The organism is Oceanibaculum sp. (assembly GCF_022449305.1).
In the GTDB taxonomy this organism is placed as follows: domain Bacteria; phylum Pseudomonadota; class Alphaproteobacteria; order Oceanibaculales; family Oceanibaculaceae; genus Oceanibaculum; species Oceanibaculum indicum.
The window spans coordinates 39,857-41,957 of sequence record NZ_JAKUSO010000028.1 but is presented as its reverse complement, the minus strand read 5'-3'; the positions used below and the strand labels follow the sequence as shown (position 1 = coordinate 41,957).

Genomic DNA, 2,101 nt, shown 5'->3' with positions numbered 1-2,101 from the left:
CAGGCCGCCGAAGACCCCCGGAAGGATGGCGTCCACATCGGGGATCGAGTTGGAGCCCCAGGTCAGGCTGGCGATCGGTACTTCACCCTTGCGCAGCGCATCGCGGGTCGCGGCGTACTGGCCGTAGCGCAGCTCCGCCTTGATGCCGACGGCGGCGAGGTCGGACATCATCGCCTCGTTCTGCGCCCGGTCACGATAGGCGTAGAAGGCGGTGGTGAAGCCGTTCGGATAGCCGGCCTCGGCCAGCAGCTGTTTCGCCTTGGCGGGATCGTACGGGTACTTCTGCACATCGTCGGTGCAGCCGAACTGCTCCGGATAGCAGGCCGAGTGGATGACCTGGGACGAACCGCGCACCAGGTTCTTCACGATGCCTTCCAGATTGATGGCGTGGTTGATCGCCTGGCGCACCTTCAGCTTGCGCAGCGGCGAATCTTCCGGCCCGCCGACGGCGTTCAGGTGCAGGTAGCCGACGCGCATCGTGTTGGCGTTGATGACCTGCACGCGGCCGGTCTTCTCCAGACGGTCGGCCTGATCCTGCGCCACACGCCAGATCCAGTCGAGACGCCCGCTGGCCAGCTCGACCACCTGGGTGTTCATCTCCGGGATCGTGCGCTGCACGATCTTCTTGATTTTCGCCTTGCCCTTCGGGCTGTCGTAATAATCCGCGAAGGCCTCGAACTCCAGGCGCTTGCCCGGATCGACCGAGGTGATCTTGTACGGGCCGGTGCCGACCGGCTTCAGGCCCATGCCCTCCGGCCCGACTTCCTCGTAATACTTCTGCGGATAGATGCCGATCTCGACCATGTAGAGCAGGATCAGCGGATTGGTGTTCTTGGCCGTGATCCGGACCTTGTTGTCGCCAACCTTCTCAGCATTCTCGATCCAGCTGGTGTAGTTGCGGTTCAGGATGCCGTTATCCGGCTTGGCCAGGTAATTATAGGTATAGACCACATCGTCGGCGGTCAGCGTCGCGCCATTGTGGAACTTCACGCCCTTGCGGATTTCGACCTCGATGGTCTTGTCGTCCACGATGTTCCAGGAGGAGGCGATCAGCGGCTTGAACTCGCCAGAGGCCGCGTCGCGCCAGACCAGCCCGTCCCAGACGTGATGGGCGATGATGACGCCGTTACGCGAGGTGTCGAAATACATGTTCACATTCGGCACCTCGACATCCCAGGCGATGTTGAGGGTGTCGTCGGCCTTACCTGCCTGGGCCGACGGTGCCGCCAGGCAGAGCGCAATGGCGGCCGTGCCGGCCAGCGCCCAAAGCTTCGTGCGAGCAAACCGTCTCATTGTTAAACGGACCTCCTGATTGTTCCGTGGTCGTGAAATATCTTTACTTATAAGAGGCTTAGGCCTTCTTATTAATGTGCGGCGGATGCTGAAGTTGTAATCTTCTGCGACAAGCCAGGAACGCAGCCTAGTCGGCACGGCGGGGGAACGCCAGTACATATTGGCTCATTTTCCTCACCGGTCGGGCATGGCAGAGTGTCGCGCACGCATGCCGGAACCGGCGATAACGATAAAGAAAAGGACAGGGATGAAACCGCTCGCAGGGATCAGGATACTCGACCTCAGCAAGGTGATCGCCGGGCCGCTGTGCGGCCAGTATCTGGGCGATCTGGGGGCTGAAGTGGTGAAGGTGGAGCCAGTCGGCAGCGGCGACGATACGCGTGGCTGGTCGCCTCAGGAAAAGGGCCAGTCGGCGCTGTTCCTCGCCTTCAACCACAACAAGCGCAGCATCGCCCTCGACCTGAAAAGCGATGAGGGGCGGAAGATCGTCCATGACCTGGCACAGCGCGCCGATGTCGTGCTGCAGGGCTTTGGCGGCGGCACGGCGGCGAAGCTGGGTGTCGATTACGAAACGCTGTCGGCGATCAACCCGCGGCTGATCTATTGCGAGATTTCCGGCTATGGCCGTGACGGGCCGATGGGCAAGACGCCAGGCTATGACGTCATGCTTCAGGCCTTCTCCGGCATGATCTCGACCATGGGCGACCCGGACGGGCCCTATGCGATGGCCAGCTTCTACCCCGTCGACAACGCCACCCGTCTGAACGCGCTACGCGTCGTTCTGGACGCTCTGCTGGAGCCGCAGCCC

At 62.0% G+C, this 2,101-nt stretch carries 2 protein-coding genes; one reads left to right on the top strand and one right to left on the bottom strand.

What is annotated here, in order from left to right; translation table 11 throughout:
* Nucleotides 1-1,293: ABC transporter substrate-binding protein (locus MK313_RS10320; RefSeq protein WP_287781364.1), on the bottom strand; the 1,293-nt coding region annotated here is incomplete at its 3' end.
* Nucleotides 1,294-1,540: 247 nt separating this feature from the next.
* On the opposite strand from MK313_RS10320, the gene MK313_RS10315 reads away from it, so the two are divergent.
* On the top strand, nt 1,541-2,101 hold a 561-nt coding region (locus MK313_RS10315), incomplete at its 3' end, for a CaiB/BaiF CoA transferase family protein (protein ID WP_287781363.1).